General features: G+C 59.8%; 22 protein-coding genes and 1 pseudogene. All 23 read right to left on the bottom strand.

Annotation, left to right across the window (positions count from 1 at the left end; translation table 11 throughout):
- A partial coding sequence (locus tag ABY403_RS06940) for an AAA family ATPase (RefSeq protein ID WP_372840030.1) occupies positions 1-461 on the bottom strand: 461 nt, incomplete at its 3' end.
- Positions 462-554: 93 nt separating this feature from the next.
- Entirely contained in the window at positions 555-1,166 is a 612-nt protein-coding gene (locus ABY403_RS06935) for an autoinducer binding domain-containing protein (protein WP_372840029.1), read from the bottom strand.
- A 161-nt stretch (positions 1,167-1,327) separates the two neighbouring features.
- Positions 1,328-1,738, bottom strand: coding sequence for a 50S ribosomal protein L17 (gene rplQ / locus ABY403_RS06930; RefSeq protein WP_372840028.1), 411 nt, complete (start codon positions 1,736-1,738; stop codon positions 1,328-1,330).
- 129 nt (positions 1,739-1,867) lie between these two features.
- Positions 1,868-2,884: a DNA-directed RNA polymerase subunit alpha gene (locus tag ABY403_RS06925; protein WP_372840027.1), complete on the bottom strand. Its 1,017-nt coding sequence runs from the start codon at positions 2,882-2,884 to the stop codon at positions 1,868-1,870.
- Positions 2,885-3,000: 116 nt separating this feature from the next.
- Positions 3,001-3,390 (bottom strand): 30S ribosomal protein S11, encoded by a 390-nt coding sequence (gene rpsK, locus ABY403_RS06920; protein ID WP_372840026.1) that lies wholly within the window; start codon positions 3,388-3,390, stop codon positions 3,001-3,003.
- 15 nt (positions 3,391-3,405) lie between these two features.
- On the bottom strand, positions 3,406-3,774 hold the full coding sequence (gene rpsM / locus ABY403_RS06915; RefSeq protein WP_372840025.1) for a 30S ribosomal protein S13: 369 nt from the start codon (positions 3,772-3,774) through the stop codon (positions 3,406-3,408).
- Positions 3,775-3,948: 174 nt separating this feature from the next.
- The gene (locus tag ABY403_RS06910; RefSeq protein WP_372840024.1) at positions 3,949-4,608 is read right to left on the bottom strand and encodes an adenylate kinase; all 660 of its coding nucleotides are present in this window, start codon (positions 4,606-4,608) and stop codon (positions 3,949-3,951) included.
- 15 nt (positions 4,609-4,623) lie between these two features.
- On the bottom strand, positions 4,624-5,985 hold the full coding sequence (gene secY, locus ABY403_RS06905; RefSeq protein ID WP_372840023.1) for a preprotein translocase subunit SecY: 1,362 nt from the start codon (positions 5,983-5,985) through the stop codon (positions 4,624-4,626).
- Positions 5,986-6,085: 100 nt separating this feature from the next.
- Positions 6,086-6,556 (bottom strand): 50S ribosomal protein L15, encoded by a 471-nt coding sequence (gene rplO, locus ABY403_RS06900; RefSeq protein WP_372840022.1) that lies wholly within the window; start codon positions 6,554-6,556, stop codon positions 6,086-6,088.
- A gap of 206 nt (positions 6,557-6,762) precedes the next feature.
- A complete protein-coding gene (locus tag ABY403_RS06895) occupies positions 6,763-6,912 on the bottom strand; it encodes a hypothetical protein (RefSeq protein ID WP_372840021.1) in 150 nt (49 codons plus the stop codon).
- 174 nt (positions 6,913-7,086) lie between these two features.
- Positions 7,087-7,284, bottom strand: coding sequence for a 50S ribosomal protein L30 (gene rpmD, locus ABY403_RS06890; protein ID WP_372840020.1), 198 nt, complete (start codon positions 7,282-7,284; stop codon positions 7,087-7,089).
- 6 nt (positions 7,285-7,290) lie between these two features.
- Positions 7,291-7,845 (bottom strand): 30S ribosomal protein S5, encoded by a 555-nt coding sequence (rpsE, locus tag ABY403_RS06885; protein WP_372840019.1) that lies wholly within the window; start codon positions 7,843-7,845, stop codon positions 7,291-7,293.
- 11 nt (positions 7,846-7,856) lie between these two features.
- The gene (gene rplR / locus ABY403_RS06880; RefSeq protein ID WP_372840018.1) at positions 7,857-8,216 is read right to left on the bottom strand and encodes a 50S ribosomal protein L18; all 360 of its coding nucleotides are present in this window, start codon (positions 8,214-8,216) and stop codon (positions 7,857-7,859) included.
- 12 nt (positions 8,217-8,228) lie between these two features.
- Complete coding sequence (rplF, locus tag ABY403_RS06875; protein ID WP_372840031.1) at positions 8,229-8,762, bottom strand: 50S ribosomal protein L6; 534 nt, start codon at positions 8,760-8,762, stop codon at positions 8,229-8,231.
- Positions 8,763-8,772: 10 nt separating this feature from the next.
- Entirely contained in the window at positions 8,773-9,171 is a 399-nt protein-coding gene (rpsH, locus tag ABY403_RS06870) for a 30S ribosomal protein S8 (protein ID WP_372840017.1), read from the bottom strand.
- A 12-nt stretch (positions 9,172-9,183) separates the two neighbouring features.
- Complete coding sequence (gene rpsN, locus ABY403_RS06865) at positions 9,184-9,489, bottom strand: 30S ribosomal protein S14 (protein WP_372840016.1); 306 nt, start codon at positions 9,487-9,489, stop codon at positions 9,184-9,186.
- 18 nt (positions 9,490-9,507) lie between these two features.
- Positions 9,508-10,068, bottom strand: coding sequence for a 50S ribosomal protein L5 (rplE, locus tag ABY403_RS06860; protein ID WP_372840015.1), 561 nt, complete (start codon positions 10,066-10,068; stop codon positions 9,508-9,510).
- A complete protein-coding gene (rplX, locus tag ABY403_RS06855; RefSeq protein WP_372840014.1) occupies positions 10,068-10,373 on the bottom strand; it encodes a 50S ribosomal protein L24 in 306 nt (101 codons plus the stop codon). Before rplX ends, rplE begins: the two co-directional genes overlap by 1 nt.
- Positions 10,373-10,741 carry a 50S ribosomal protein L14 gene (rplN, locus tag ABY403_RS06850; protein ID WP_013066055.1) on the bottom strand — a complete coding sequence of 123 codons (369 nt, stop codon included), beginning with the start codon at positions 10,739-10,741 and terminating at the stop codon, positions 10,373-10,375. Before rplN ends, rplX begins: the two co-directional genes overlap by 1 nt.
- Positions 10,742-10,802: 61 nt before the next feature.
- Positions 10,803-11,042 (bottom strand): 30S ribosomal protein S17, encoded by a 240-nt coding sequence (rpsQ, locus tag ABY403_RS06845; protein WP_372840013.1) that lies wholly within the window; start codon positions 11,040-11,042, stop codon positions 10,803-10,805.
- Between the two features lie 10 nt (positions 11,043-11,052).
- Positions 11,053-11,256, bottom strand: a complete 204-nt coding sequence (gene rpmC, locus ABY403_RS06840) for a 50S ribosomal protein L29 (RefSeq protein ID WP_372840012.1) — start codon at positions 11,254-11,256, stop codon at positions 11,053-11,055.
- A 158-nt stretch (positions 11,257-11,414) separates the two neighbouring features.
- The gene (locus tag ABY403_RS06835; RefSeq protein ID WP_372840011.1) at positions 11,415-12,314 is read right to left on the bottom strand and encodes a UbiA family prenyltransferase; all 900 of its coding nucleotides are present in this window, start codon (positions 12,312-12,314) and stop codon (positions 11,415-11,417) included.
- 370 nt (positions 12,315-12,684) lie between these two features.
- A pseudogene (gene rplP / locus ABY403_RS06830) lies at positions 12,685-12,779 on the bottom strand (50S ribosomal protein L16); the annotation flags it as partial.

Here is a 12,779-nt window from a genome sequence, read left to right as displayed (position 1 = left end):
TTCAACTCGAAACTGGGGTTTTCGGTGGTGGCCCCTACCAGCACGATGGTGCCGTCTTCCATATAGGGTAGAAATCCGTCTTGCTGCGCCTTGTTGAAGCGGTGGATTTCGTCAACAAACAGCAATGTGCCGCGCCCTTGGCTGCGACGCAGCCGGGCGGCATCGAACACCTTGCGCAGTTCCGGCACACCGGAAAAGACCGCGCTGATCTGCACAAAGGTCAAATCAGTCGCATCGGCCAGAAGCCGCGCGATGGTGGTTTTACCCACGCCGGGCGGCCCCCAGAGTATCAACGACGAAAGCGACCCTGCCGCAAGCATCGCCCCCAGCGGTGCCTCGGGGCCAAGCACCTGCGTCTGCCCGATCACCTCGGCCAGACTGGCCGGGCGAATACGGTCTGCCAGCGGGCGCGGAGCCTGTGGCGGTTGGGCAGCGTTTGAAGTGTCGAACAAATCAGACATGCGGTCACACTACGCTTGCGACGAGGCAGACAAAAGCGCGCTGTGATCCGCCGGCCCGAGGTAGGGCCGAAAGAACCGAGTAACCCGCGACGATCAGAGCAATCGGTAGTCTATGGCGCGCTGGATAGCCTCGACCGTTGTGCGCGCCATCAGCCGGTCTCGCGCGGATGTAAGTCTGGCTTTCAGCGCGCTCTCCGAGATGCCCAGTTTTGCGGCAGCGGCGGCATGACGGTCGCCACGCGCAATGCACCTCAGCGCCTCTACCTGCGCCTTGGTCAACTTTTCTGGCGGTTCGACCATTTCGTGCAGGTGGTGGACGATCCCAGCGATTGTGGCGATTTCTTCGTCGGTGAACTCGCGGTCATCGCGCGCAAAACTGCATACGGTGCGTGAACGTATCGGGCCGCACGCCACCGTTATCCCGTATTTCAGGCCATAGGCCGCAGCCTCTTTGAAAATGCCGTAAGGATCGACGAGGCGCTTGTCGCTCCAACGAATGGTGCCAGAGGTGGAAAACCCCCATGCGATCATTGGATCGCGCAACACATAGCCCTGATCTGTGTAATGGTTCACCCACGACGGGTTGAAGGTCTGAAACGACATCAGCGGCGAGGTAAAGCGGATATGCAGGCCAATGAAGAACCCTTGCGAAGCAAGGCGCCCGAGCTTGCGTAGTTCGAGATCGATTCCTGCCAGAGTTGTCATGCCTTTTTAGACAAGTTGCCCAGATTCCAGTCAATCTATATTTTTTGCCCCTTTTGTGACCCTGCAAGGGGTGGCATTTTGCTGAAACGGCGTTGCGTCGGCCATGAAAAAGCCCCGCCTGTTTGGCGGGGCTAATATTTTTCGCGAATGTCGCGCCGATCTTAGGCGTTTTCTGCCTCGGTGCGCGCGATGTCGGCAGCGCCCTTGGCGGCCGGGTCACGATCGACGAATTCGATAATCGCCATCGGCGCCATGTCGCCGTAGCGGAAGCCCGCCTTCAGCACGCGCACATAGCCGCCAGCGCGGTCCTTGTAGCGGGGGCCAAGCACGTCAAACAGCTTGGTCACGTATTGATCTTGCTTGAGCTGCGCGCGGGCCATGCGGCGAGCGTGCAGATCGCCACGCTTGGCCAGCGTGATCATCTTTTCGATGATCGGGCGCAGTTCTTTGGCCTTGGGCAGGGTGGTCTTGATCTGCTCATGCTCGATCAGCGAGCCTGCCATGTTGGCAAACAGCGCCTTGCGGTGCTCATGAGTGCGGTTTAGGCGGCGATGGCCGGCTCCGTGGTTCATTTTGATCTCCTAACTTCGTTTTGCTTTGTCCGGCCGCCCTCGCATGGGCAGCTCACCTTGGGGCTTCATGCCCAGTCTGTTCCCCGCCTGCGCGGGCATTTTGGGGCCGGTTGCCCGGCCCCGTATTGCTTAGAACTGGTCTTCGAAACGCTTGGCCAGATCTTCAATGTTTTCCGGCGGCCAGTCCTCGACTTCCATGCCGAGGTGCAGGCCCATGCCCGAAAGCACTTCCTTGATTTCATTAAGCGACTTGCGGCCGAAGTTCGGGGTGCGCAGCATCTCGGCTTCGGTTTTCTGGATCAGGTCGCCGATATAGACGATGTTGTCGTTCTTCAGGCAGTTGGCCGAACGCACCGAAAGCTCCAGCTCGTCAACTTTCTTCAGCAGCAGCGGGTTGAACTCCAGTCCGTCATCCGCATCCGCTTTCGAGGCCGACTCCGGCTCGTCGAAGTTGACGAAGATCGACAACTGGTCTTGCAGAATACGCGCGGCATAGGCCACCGCGTCTTCCGGGGTCAGGCTGCCGTCGGTTTCGATTTTCATCGTCAGCTTGTCGTAGTCCAGCACTTGGCCCTCGCGGGTGGGCTGCACTTCATAGCTGACCTTCTTGACCGGCGAATAGATCGCATCGATCGGGATCAGGCCGATCGGCGCATCTTCGGGGCGGTTCTTGTCGGCCGCGACATAGCCTTTGCCGGTGTTGACCGTCAATTCGATGAACAGATCAGCGCCGTCATCAAGGTGGCAAATGACGTGCTCTTTGTTAAGCACTTCAATGCCGCTGGTTTCCGAGATGTCGGCAGCGGTGACGATGCCGGGGCCCTTGGCCGAAATCGAAAGACGCTTCGGCCCTTCGACGACCATCCGCAGGCTCACGCCCTTGAGGTTCAACACGATGTCGGTGACATCTTCACGCACGCCGGCAACCGACGAAAACTCGTGCAACACATTATCGATCTGAATCGAAGTGATGGCAGCGCCTTGCAGCGACGACATCAGCACGCGCCGCAGCGCGTTCCCGAGCGTCAGGCCAAAGCCGCGCTCAAGCGGCTCGGCGACAACCGTGGCTTGCCGTGCCGGATCGTTGCCGACCTTGACGACGAGCTGTTGCGGCTTGATCAGTTCTGCCCAATTTTTGTGGATCATGCGTTCCGCCTCCATTCTTGTCCCAGACCCATGTCCCTAAGTCCGCGACGCCCGAGGTTAAATGCGAACGGCCCCTGCCGCGCAGATTGCGCACGGCAGGGGCCTTAAGAATATTGTTACACCCGGCGGCGCTTCGGCGGGCGGCAACCGTTGTGCGCCATCGGCGTCACGTCACGGATCGAGGTAATGTTCAACCCGACCGCAGCCAGCGCACGCAGCGCCGATTCACGGCCCGAACCGGGGCCCTGAACTTCGACATCAAGCGTCTTTACGCCGTGTTCCTGTGCCTTGCGGCCCGCGTCTTCAGCGGCCATCTGCGCGGCATAGGGGGTGGATTTGCGCGACCCCTTGAAACCCATCGTGCCCGAGGACGACCACGAAATGGCGTTGCCCTGCACGTCAGAGATCAGGATCTTGGTGTTGTTGAACGAAGAGTTCACATGCGCGACGCCAGAAGCGATGTTCTTGCGTTCTTTCCGCTTAACGCGGGTTTTATCACGAGCCATTAGCGAACCCTCCCCTTATTTCTTCTTGCCAGCGATCGCCTTCGCGGGGCCCTTGCGGGTGCGAGCGTTCGTGTGGGTGCGCTGGCCGCGCACGGGCAGGTTACGGCGATGGCGAAGACCGCGGTAGGAACCGAGGTCCATCATCCGCTTGATGTTCATCGTGACTTCGCGGCGCAGGTCGCCTTCGACGGTCAGATTGGCATCAATGTATTCACGGATGGCCAGCACTTCGGAATCCGAAAGCTGATTGACGCGACGTGCGCGGTCGATGCCCACCGATTCGCAGATTTGCTCTGCGATGTGCGAGCCGATGCCCGCGATATAGGTGAGCGCTATGGGGACGCGTTTCCCCGTCGGGATGTTGACGCCAGCAATACGTGCCAAACGTTATTTCCTTTTTGTTGCGGTTCCGTAGCACCAGAACCTTTTTTCACAACCGAAAGCCCGAAAGCACAGCCTTCGGGCCACTCTGTTCCAGAAATGGCGAAAACGCCGGGTCGGAACGATTCCCTAGCAAGACGCTGTCCACTAGATGCTTATCCAAGCGCCGTCAAGTGTTCACGACGAGTTAGCGCTGTCGAGCGCCGCTGCAATCGCCGCGGCGACCGCTTCGATCTCGCCCAAGCCATCGACGACGTAGTGATCACCCAAGGCGTAATAATAGCCGATCAGCGGCGAGGTTTTCTTGTAGTACTCCAGCATCCGCTGCTTCAGGCTTTCTTCGGTGTCGTCGGCGCGGCGGCGCAGATCTGTCGAGCCGCAAGCATCACAGACACCGGGTACGGCGGTCGGATGTGATTGGTCGTGATAGACCTCGCCACAGGCACCACAGCTAAAGCGCCCCACGATACGCGCAAGCAGCGCCTCATCGTCAACGCGCATCTCGATCGCAGCACTCAGGCGTTGGCCGATACGCTCCAGCAGACGCGCCAGCGCGTCGGCCTGCGCCAGCGTACGCGGGAAGCCATCAAAAATGAAACCCGCTCCGCCACCGGCTTTCAGCCGCTCTTCGATCAAGCCTATGACGATTTCATCGCTGACAAGCTGGCCACGGGCCATAACCTCGGCCACGCGCCGCCCCATCGGGGTATCGGCTGTCTTTGCCTCGCGCAGCATGTCGCCGGTGGAAAGCTGCACCATACCGCGCCGCTCTACCAGCAGGCGCGCCTGCGTGCCTTTGCCTGCCCCGGGCGGCCCGAGAAGAATGATATTTGCCATGATGCCCCCCGAGGCTTAGCGCCGCGTCGGCGGCTTTTTCTGGCCTGGGCGTTTCTTGCCGCGCAGGTTCGATTTTTCGATCAAGCCCTCGTACTGATGCGCGAGCAGATGTGATTGGATCTGGTTGATCGTGTCCATCGTCACCGAGACCACGATCAGCACCGAGGTGCCACCGAAGTAGAACGGAATCGACAGCTGCGAGCGCAGGATCTCGGGCAACAGACAGACAAGCGCCAGATAGGCAGAGCCGATGACCAGAACCCGGGCTACGACGTAATCCAAATAATCCTCGGTCTTCTTGCCCGGCCGAATACCCGGCACGAACCCGCCCTGATTCTTCAGGTTGTCGGCCACTTCATCCGATTTGAACGCCACGTTCGCGGTGTAGAAATAGGTGAAGAACACGATCATACCGGCATAGAAGGCCAGATAAAGCGGTTGCCCCGGACCGAAGTAGGCCAGAATCGTCGACATGATCGGCCCGGTCTGCGAACCCGAGAAGGTCGTGATCGTGGTGGGCAGAAGCAGCAGGGACGACGCAAAGATCGCGGGGATAACACCTGCCGGGTTGACCTTGATCGGCAGATGCGAAGAACCGCCGTCATAGACCTTCATCCCGACTTGGCGCCGCGGATATTGGATGTGGATCTTGCGCAGCGCGCGTTCCATGAAGACCACGAAACCGATCACCACCACCACCATCACTATCACACCGAGGATGACCGGGGTGGAAACGGCGCCAGAGCGGCCTTGGCTGAAAAACTGCGCCAGAGCGCTCGGGATTTCTGCGACGATACCGACGAAGATGATAAGCGAAATACCGTTGCCGATGCCGCGCGACGTGATCTGCTCGCCCAGCCACATCAGGAACATGGTGCCGCCGACCAGTGTGATAACCACCGCGAGTTTGAAGAACAGCCCCGGATCATGCGCGAGATCGCCCGCCTCAAGGCTGACCGCAAGGGCCCATGCCTGAAACAGCGCCAGACCAACGGTCGCGTAACGCGTGTACTGGTTGATCTTCTTGCGACCCTGCTCGCCTTCTTTCTTCAACTGTTCGAGCGCCGGGACCATCGAGGTCAAAAGCTGCACGATAATCGAGGCCGAGATATAGGGCATGATACCAAGCGCAAAGATGCCCATCCGGCCAAGCGCGCCGCCGGTGAACATCGACATGATGCCGCCAATGCCCGATGCCGCGTCTTCCATGAACTGGCGCAGCGCCACCGCGTCGATCCCGGGAACCGGGATATAGGTTCCCAGCCGATAGACCATCAGCAGGCCGAGGGTGAAGAAGATGCGTTGGCGAAGCTCGGTGGCTTTGCCCAAGGCGCCCCAGCTAAGGTTCGCCGCCATTTGCTCTGCAGCAGATGCCATGCCTGGTCTCTTTCATGTAAGCACCGCCAGACCGTTTCCCGGCTGGCGGCGCTTGGAAAACTTGTAGCTATGTAGGCGGCTGAGAGGCCGCCTGCAATCGCTATTCAGCCGCCGCTGCCGGAACGGTCAGCGTGCCGCCCGCTTTTTTGACAGCTTCGATGGCCGCCGCCGAGGCACCCGCGACATTGAGCGTCACCGCCGAGGTGATCTCGCCCTTGGCAAGCACCCGCACACCATCAAGAGCGCGGCGCACGAGGCCCGAGGCAACCAGCGCTTCGGCGTTGATTTCAGCTTTCGCATCGATCTTGCCAGCGTCGATGAACTTCTGGATCAGACCAAGGTTCACCACCGCGAAGTGCAGCTTGTTCGGCTTGTTGAAGCCGCGCTTCGGCAGGCGGCGATAGAGCGGCATCTGGCCGCCTTCGTAGCCACCGATCGCCACACCCGAGCGGGATTTCTGGCCCTTGATACCACGGCCAGCGGTTTTGCCTTTGCCCGAACCCGGGCCACGCGCCACGCGCTTTTGCTTTTTCGCCGCGCCGGCATTGTCGGAAAGTTCATGCAGTTTCATGTCGCAACTCCTAGGCCGGAACTGCCCTACCTGCGACGGATGGGGCAAACACGGCATTTCTTGTTGATTCTCGCAGCCCAAGTCGGGCTACCGGGGGCGTATAGACGCAGCGGGCCAGTGATGCAAGCGGGCTGACACGAGCGACAAAAAGCAAAACGCCCGCGCCTTGCGGCCGGGGCGTTTTAAAATGCCTCTCAGGCTTACGCTCAGTTGTTCTTTTCACGCTCTGCGCGCAGGTAATCGGTCCAGTAAGGAGCCGGTTCGGCGGGCAGCAGGTTCTTGAGCATTTGACCCATAGCGTGAATGGCATGGGCAATTTCGTGCATCAAGCTGGTTTGGCGACGAACGGCGGGCATTACAGTCTCCGACACTTCTATTTTGCAAGTGCAGTATTAGCTCTGCTGCACCGCAGCGACCAGCGCTTATCACGAAGTGCCGCCTTGCAGTATTCGCATGACTTGCGCCAAACGCACAAAAGCAAGGCGCCCCGGACTCGCATCCGGGGCGCCTCTCATTCGACTTTATCGGCCTTAGCCGCGCTCTTCGATGATACGTGCGAGGTGCGGAATGGCATTCACCATGCCACGCACCGAAGGCGTATCTTCCAGCTCGCGCGTGCGGCGAACCTTGTTGAGCCCGAGCCCGATCAGGGTCCGGCGCTGGATGTCGGGGCGGCGAGCTGCCGAGGCATACTGCTCTACGACGATGGTTTTCTTGGCCACTGTCATTGCTCCTTATGCTTCCACGACTTCGGCTTCCGGCTTGCGCAGGATTTCGGCCACCTTCTTACCGCGACGCTGCGCGATCTGACGGGGACTGGATTCCTTGGCAAGTCCGTCCATCGTGGCGCGGATCATGTTGTAGGGGTTCTGCGAACCAAGCGATTTTGCCACAACGTCCTGGACGCCGAGCATTTCGAAAACGGCACGCATCGGGCCGCCGGCAATAATGCCGGTACCAGCCACTGCGGTGCGCATCACCACTTTGCCGGCGCCATGACGGCCCTCGACATCATGATGCAGCGTACGCCCGTCGCGCAGCGAAATGCGCACTAGGCTGCGCTTGGCCTGCTCGGTTGCCTTGCGGATCGCCTCGGGCACTTCTTTCGCTTTGCCCTTGCCAAATCCGACGCGGCCGCGCTGGTCGCCAACAACCACCAGAGCTGCAAAGCCAAAGCGCTTGCCGCCCTTTACGGTTTTCGACACCCGGTTGATTGCGACCAGACGGTCAGCAAACTCGGGGTTTTCGTCACGCGGGGCGCGGTCCCGGCGGTTTTCACGTTCTGCCATGTTTCTACTCCTCAGAACTTCAGGCCACCTTCACGGGCAGCATCGGCCAAAGCCTTGATCTTGCCGTGAAAGAGGAAACCGCCGCGATCGAAGTAGCACGTTTCGACCCCAGCCTTTTTCGCGCGCTCGGCGATCGTCGCTCCGATCTTCGCCGCCGCTTCGAGGTTGTTCTTGCCGAAGCAGCCCAGATCCTTTTCGAGGGTCGAGGCCGCGGCAAGGGTGATGCCTTGTGCATCGTCGATCAGCTGAACGCTGATGTTCTTGTTCGACCGGTGCACCGACAAGCGTGCGCGGCCATCGGCCATCGCCCGCAATTTGTTCCGCACGCGCAGACGGCGCTTGAGGAACAGCTCTCGTTTTGTGTTCGCCATTTCTCTTGCCCCTTACTTCTTCTTGCCTTCCTTGCGGAAGATGAACTCGCCCTTATAACGGATACCTTTGCCCTTGTAGGGCTCGGGTGCGCGCCATTCGCGGATGTTCGCGGCGACCTGACCAACAAGCTGCTGATCGATGCCTTCCACAGTGATTTCGGTTTGCTTCGGGGTGGTGACGGTAACGCCCGCCGGAACCTCGAAGTTGACTTCATGGCTGTAACCCAGCGACAGCTTGAGCACGTTGCCCGCAATCGCGGCGCGGTAGCCCACGCCCTGGATTTCCATTTCTTTCTTGAAGCCGGTGGTTACGCCGACCGTCAGGTTTTCCACCATCGATCGGACCATACCCCACTGCTGACGCGCACGCTTCGAGGTGCCGCGCGGCTTCACGACGATCTGGTTGCTTTCCATCGAGATCGTCACATCGTCGTTTGCGGTAAAGCTGCGGGTGCCTTTCGGCCCCTTCACTTCTACCGTTTGGCCGCTGACCGTGGCGCTGACGCCTTTGGGCAGCTCGACAGGTTTTTTCCCAATCCGAGACATTTTGCCCTCCTCAGAACACGGTGCAGAGAACTTCGCCGCCAACATTGGCGGTGCGCGCAGCCGCGTCCGACATCACGCCCTTGGGCGTAGAGACGATCGAAAGGCCAAGGCCGTTGCGAACCGTCGGGATGTCTTTGACCGAGGCGTAAACGCGGCGACCCGGCTTGGACACGCGCTTGAGTTCGCGGATCACAGGGGTGCCATCGAAGTATTTTAGCGAGATCACGATTTCCGGGTGGCCGTCGGCACCGGTCGTTTTTTCATAGCCACGGATATAGCCTTCGCCCACCAGCACATCCAACACCCAGGCGCGCAGATTGGAAGCTGGCGTCGCTACGGTGGATTTGCCGCGCATTTGCGCGTTGCGGATACGGGTCAGCATATCGCCGAGAGGATCGTTCATCGACATGTCGCGATCTCCTTACCAGCTCGACTTGACCATGCCGGGGATCTGGCCGAACTGGGCCAGGTCACGCAGCATGATCCGCGAAAGTTTGAGCTTGCGATAATACGCATGCGGGCGGCCCGTCAGTTGGCAGCGGTTGTGCAGCCGTGTGGCGGATGAATTGCGGGGCAGCGAGGCCAACTTCAGAGACGCCTTGAAGCGTTCTTCCATTGGGCGGGCCTGGTCTTCGAGGACAGCTTTCAGCGCGGCGCGCTTGGAAGCATGCAGCTTCACAAGTCTGGCGCGCTTCAGCTCGCGTTCAATCATGGATTTCTTGGCCATTGTTCCGTTCCTCCGCGATCAGCTGTTGAAGGGCATGTTGAACGCTTTCAACAGTGCCTTCGCTTCCGCGTCTTTGGTCGCGGTGGTGCAGATGATGATGTCCATCCCGAGAATCTCATCGACCTTGTCGAAGTCGATTTCGGGGAACACGATGTGCTCTTTCAGGCCCATGGCGTAGTTGCCATTGCCGTCAAATGCCGTGCCTTTGACGCCGCGGAAGTCGCGAACGCGGGGCAGCGCCACCGTGATCAGACGATCGAGGAATTCGTACATACGATCGCCACGCAGCGTGACCTTGCAGCCAAGCGGCATTTCTTCGCGTACCCGGAAGGCCGCAACCGATTTCTTGGCCTTGGTGATCACGGCCTTCTGGCCTGCGATCAGGCTAAGCTCTTCAGCTGCCTGTTTCACCTTCTTGGTGTCCTTGACCGCTTCGCCGACACCCATGTTCAGCACGATCTTGTCGAGGCGCGGAATCTGCATGTCATTGGTAAAGCCGAACTGCTCTTTCAGCGCGGCGCGAACTTGGCCCCGGTAAAGCGCTTTCAGGCGCGGGGTATAGCTGGCTTGGTCGAGCATCAGATCGCCTCCCCGGTGGTCTTGGCGAAGCGCACTTTCTTACCGTCTTCCATACGGAAGCCAACGCGGGTGGCCTTACCATTCTTGTCAACGATCGCGAGGTTGGACAGGTCGATCGGCATGGCTTTCTGCACACGGCCGCCCTGCTCGGTCTGGGTCTGGCGGGTATGGCGGATCGCCATGTTCACGCCCTGAACCACGGCCTTGTTTTCACCCGGGTTGACCGACGCGATTTCGCCCTGACGGCCCTTGTCTTTGCCGGTCAGCACGACGACCTTGTCGCCTTTTTTCAGCTTGGCAGCCATCACAGCACCTCCGGCGCAAGCGAGATGATCTTCATGAAGTTCTTGGCGCGCAGCTCGCGCACCACCGGCCCGAAGATACGCGTGCCGACCGGTTCACCTTGGTTGTTCAGGATGACGGCGGCGTTGCGGTCAAAACGGATGGCAGTGCCGTCTTCGCGGCGAACTTCTTTGGCGGTGCGCACGACAACGGCTTTACGCACGTCGCCCTTTTTCACACGGCCCTTCGGAATGGCTTCCTTCACCGACACCACGATGATGTCGCCAACACTGGCGTAACGGCGATGGGAACCACCCAGAACCTTGATGCACTGAACTCGGCGAGCGCCGGAGTTATCAGCTACATCCAGATTGGTCTGCATCTGGATCATTTGGTTTCTCCCGACCTTTGGGGACTTCCCCCAGGGTTTCGTTCAAAGCTGGATAGTGGACTCAAGCCTGCGCTTCAGTGACCACCGTCCAACGTTTTGTCTTCGAAATCGGCGCACATTCCTCAATACGGACGGTATCGCCTTCTTTGAACTGGTTCAGCGGATCGTGCGCGCGGTATTTCTTGGATTTACGCACGGTCTTTTGCAGCAGCGGGTGCTTGAAGCGACGTTCGACCAGAACGGTGACGGTCTGCTCGTTCTTGTCCGAGGTGACGACGCCTTGCAGGATACGTTTGGGCATGGGTCTCTCCTCAGTTCGCCGCCGCTTCGGCGGCTTTCTGGTTCAGCACCGTCTTGATACGCGCAACGTCACGACGGACGACACGCATACGGGCGGTATTTTCAAGTTGGCCGGTTGCTTGACGGAAGCGCAGGTTGAACGCCTCCTTCTTCAGCGCCACCAGCTCGTCGCGGAGCTGGTCGGGCGTCTTGGCCGCAAGTTCTTTGGCGCTCATATCGCCTATTCCTTCCTTTGCACCAGAGAGCCCCCAATGGGTTACCCTATGTCTGGTGGAGTCAATGACAACTCCGCTGATTCCGTCGCCGGAACCCGCAGGATGTGGCTCTATACGGAAGGCGAGGTGCGAAGGCAAGCGCTGAATGGCGCAGCGCCTTAGCCGCCGAGCCAGATCGCCGCCGCCAGCAGCACTAATAGCCATAGATGCGCCAGCAGGTCTTGCAAGCGCGGGTTGCGCAGCAGGCAGAATCGCGGATCGCGCACCGCCAGCCACGAGAGCGCAAAGATCACGGCCAGAACTGTCGGCGTGGCCGCCATAAACCAGAACTGCGGTGCCAGTGCATTTGCGACCACCAGCGTTGCGATCGAGATCAATCCCGGCAAGGACAGGGCCAATGTCACGGCGACGGTGCCACCCCCACCCAGCGTTGTGGCAACGGTCTTGCCACCCACCGCGGCGTCTGCTGCGATGTCTTTGATGTCAGAGCCCGTTTCACCCACCGCAAAGAAGCTCGTCACCCAGACCAAGGCAGCCCAATGTTCAACCGACAACTCGGAAAGCGAAAGCCCCGGTGGTGCGTTGAGTACCGGAAAGATAACTGTCAGGCACACCCATCCGGAAACGGCGACCAGCGTTTTGACGAGGAATATCCGCTTCCAAGGCCGCCCGCCCAAACCGTTCGAATACCCAAACGCTGCTACCAGCACATAGGCCAACGCCGCAATGGCCGCCAAATGGCCGCCAACCGATGCCAGTGCCAATGCCGCCAGCGCCAGCGTTGCCCCGATTCTGCTGCCCATCTTTGCATGGCGCTCCGAAATGGCAGCACTCATATCCGGGCGTGCGATGGCGTCCTCGGCACGGTCAAGAACCGTGTTCCATACGAATATCGCAACGGACGCGAGCACGATCACCGCATAGTCACGACCACGAACCGGGGTTGCGCTCATGCGGGCGACGACCAACGCAAACAGGGCATAAAGCACGGCGTGATACGCGCGGTATGTGATCAGCAAAGAAACCGCGCGGCGCAATCGCCCTACCAGTGTAGCCATTCCGGGACTCTGGGGGGACACGATAGTCATGCCGACGTTCCGTATGTTCCAGAACCAAAGTTTCGCAGTTCGCGCGAGCTTGGCCAATTACGCGACTTGCCGCATGCCTTTGACAGCAAGATTTGCGGCAAAACTGCCACCCGGTTCCGGCCATGCGGGTAAATGTGGCCCAAAAGGTGGAAGCGCAGCGGGCATTCACTGATCGGCGTCTCGGCAATCGCCCGAGAGGATTGGTGATGAACCGCAATCTCAGCGCCGCATCAGATCTGCATTACAAAAATGAACGCTCGGCCAGTCTCCGAAATGCAAACACCCCCCGGCGTGGACCGGAGGGTGCGAATGTCATTAGTTCGACTGCGGGACTGGCGGATTACCAGTCTTCGCGGGCCACGATGCGGGTCATCACCGGCAATTTGTTGGCCCCAAGACGAAGGGCCTCCCTTGCAACGGATTCAACAACGCCGT

This window comes from Phaeovulum sp. (genome assembly GCF_041596715.1).
In the GTDB taxonomy this organism is placed as follows: domain Bacteria; phylum Pseudomonadota; class Alphaproteobacteria; order Rhodobacterales; family Rhodobacteraceae; genus UBA6213.
Note: the sequence above shows the minus strand (reverse complement) of the source record. Positions and strands in the feature narration are given on the sequence as shown.

What these genes read in the sequence shown, in the direction of transcription:
- ABY403_RS06935 (WP_372840029.1), bottom strand. Translation starts at nt 1,166, where the DNA reads ATGACAACTCTGGCAGGAATCGATCTCGAACTACGCAAGCTCGGGCGC.
- rplQ (WP_372840028.1), bottom strand. Translation starts at nt 1,738, where the DNA reads ATGAACCACGGAGCCGGCCATCGCCGCCTAAACCGCACTCATGAGCAC.
- ABY403_RS06925 (WP_372840027.1), bottom strand. Translation starts at nt 2,884, where the DNA reads ATGATCCACAAAAATTGGGCAGAACTGATCAAGCCGCAACAGCTCGTC.
- rpsK (WP_372840026.1), bottom strand. Translation starts at nt 3,390, where the DNA reads ATGGCTCGTGATAAAACCCGCGTTAAGCGGAAAGAACGCAAGAACATC.
- ABY403_RS06910 (WP_372840024.1), bottom strand. Translation starts at nt 4,608, where the DNA reads ATGGCAAATATCATTCTTCTCGGGCCGCCCGGGGCAGGCAAAGGCACG.
- secY (WP_372840023.1), bottom strand. Translation starts at nt 5,985, where the DNA reads ATGGCATCTGCTGCAGAGCAAATGGCGGCGAACCTTAGCTGGGGCGCC.
- rplO (WP_372840022.1), bottom strand. Translation starts at nt 6,556, where the DNA reads ATGAAACTGCATGAACTTTCCGACAATGCCGGCGCGGCGAAAAAGCAA.
- ABY403_RS06895 (WP_372840021.1), bottom strand. Translation starts at nt 6,912, where the DNA reads ATGCCCGCCGTTCGTCGCCAAACCAGCTTGATGCACGAAATTGCCCAT.
- rpmD (WP_372840020.1), bottom strand. Translation starts at nt 7,284, where the DNA reads ATGACAGTGGCCAAGAAAACCATCGTCGTAGAGCAGTATGCCTCGGCA.
- rpsE (WP_372840019.1), bottom strand. Translation starts at nt 7,845, where the DNA reads ATGGCAGAACGTGAAAACCGCCGGGACCGCGCCCCGCGTGACGAAAAC.
- rplR (WP_372840018.1), bottom strand. Translation starts at nt 8,216, where the DNA reads ATGGCGAACACAAAACGAGAGCTGTTCCTCAAGCGCCGTCTGCGCGTG.
- rplF (WP_372840031.1), bottom strand. Translation starts at nt 8,762, where the DNA reads ATGTCTCGGATTGGGAAAAAACCTGTCGAGCTGCCCAAAGGCGTCAGC.
- rpsH (WP_372840017.1), bottom strand. Translation starts at nt 9,171, where the DNA reads ATGTCGATGAACGATCCTCTCGGCGATATGCTGACCCGTATCCGCAAC.
- rpsN (WP_372840016.1), bottom strand. Translation starts at nt 9,489, where the DNA reads ATGGCCAAGAAATCCATGATTGAACGCGAGCTGAAGCGCGCCAGACTT.
- rplE (WP_372840015.1), bottom strand. Translation starts at nt 10,068, where the DNA reads ATGCTCGACCAAGCCAGCTATACCCCGCGCCTGAAAGCGCTTTACCGG.
- rplX (WP_372840014.1), bottom strand. Translation starts at nt 10,373, where the DNA reads ATGGCTGCCAAGCTGAAAAAAGGCGACAAGGTCGTCGTGCTGACCGGC.
- rplN (WP_013066055.1), bottom strand. Translation starts at nt 10,741, where the DNA reads ATGATCCAGATGCAGACCAATCTGGATGTAGCTGATAACTCCGGCGCT.
- rpsQ (WP_372840013.1), bottom strand. Translation starts at nt 11,042, where the DNA reads ATGCCCAAACGTATCCTGCAAGGCGTCGTCACCTCGGACAAGAACGAG.
- rpmC (WP_372840012.1), bottom strand. Translation starts at nt 11,256, where the DNA reads ATGAGCGCCAAAGAACTTGCGGCCAAGACGCCCGACCAGCTCCGCGAC.
- ABY403_RS06835 (WP_372840011.1), bottom strand. Translation starts at nt 12,314, where the DNA reads ATGGCTACACTGGTAGGGCGATTGCGCCGCGCGGTTTCTTTGCTGATC.